This is a genomic window from Xanthobacter sediminis (assembly GCF_043195015.1).
In the GTDB taxonomy this organism is placed as follows: domain Bacteria; phylum Pseudomonadota; class Alphaproteobacteria; order Rhizobiales; family Xanthobacteraceae; genus Xanthobacter.
Genome location: NZ_JBAFWH010000055.1, coordinates 1 through 842, shown reverse-complemented (window position 1 = coordinate 842; position 842 = coordinate 1). Strand labels below are relative to the sequence as shown.

The following is an 842-nucleotide window of genomic DNA, read 5'->3' as shown; positions in this document are numbered from 1 at the left end:
TAGGCCGCGGACTCATAACGCCTTGATCCAGATGCGGGTTGCGGCGAGCTTGAGGGCAGCGAGGAAGTTGTCCGGGCGGCGATCGTAGCGCGTGGCAAGGCCTCGCATCTGCTTGATGCGGTTGAAGAAGCGTTCGATTTGGTTCCTCTGTCGGTAGAGCCATGGGCTGAAGGCGAAGGTCCGCTTGCGGATGACGCGCGGCGGCACATTGGCAAAGGCGCCGCGTTCTGCCGTCTCGGCGCGGATGGCGTCGGTGTCGTAGGCCTTGTCGGCGAGAAGGATGCCTCCCGGGGCGAGGTGGGCCAGCAGTTCCCGCCCTGCAGGTGCATCACCCGCCTGTCCGGCGGTCAGGGCGAGATGGATGGGCCTGCCTTCAGCATCGACCAAGGCATGGATCTTGGTGGTCAGGCCACCCCGGGAGCGTCCCATGCAACGATCGTCGTCGCCCCCTTTTTGACGGCAGCGCCGTGCTGGTGCACCCGGACACAGGAACTGTCGATCATGACGATGTCGCCGTCATAGGCGGCCGACACCGCTTCCAGCAGCCGGTCCCACACCCCGGCGGCTCGCCAGCGCACGAAACGGTTGTAGAGGGTTGTGCGGGGCCCATAGCGCTCCGGTACATCCCGCCACGGCGCACCGGTGCGGAACCGCCACAGGATGCCGTTGATCACCCGGCGATCGTCCACCCGCGCCACGCCGCGTACCTTGTTCGGCAGCAGCGGCGCGATGATCGCCCATTCCTCGTCGGTCAGTTCGTGGCGGCGCATTTCTCAGGCTCCCGGTTCGGGAGCTTGAATCACGACGCGCTCAAACCCGCAAATTTATGGGGCCACTGCCTA

Annotated in this window: 1 protein-coding gene; it reads right to left on the bottom strand. The window is 65.7% G+C overall.

Annotated features, from left to right (window positions below; translation table 11 throughout):
* Positions 1-12: 12 nt before the first annotated feature.
* Positions 13-770 (bottom strand): IS5 family transposase gene (locus tag V5F61_RS21170; RefSeq protein ID WP_393990641.1). Its coding sequence is split into 2 segments (ribosomal slippage): positions 13-464 and positions 464-770, totalling 759 coding nucleotides; the frame shifts between segments, so codons are not numbered across the junction.
* Positions 771-842: the final 72 nt, after the last annotated feature.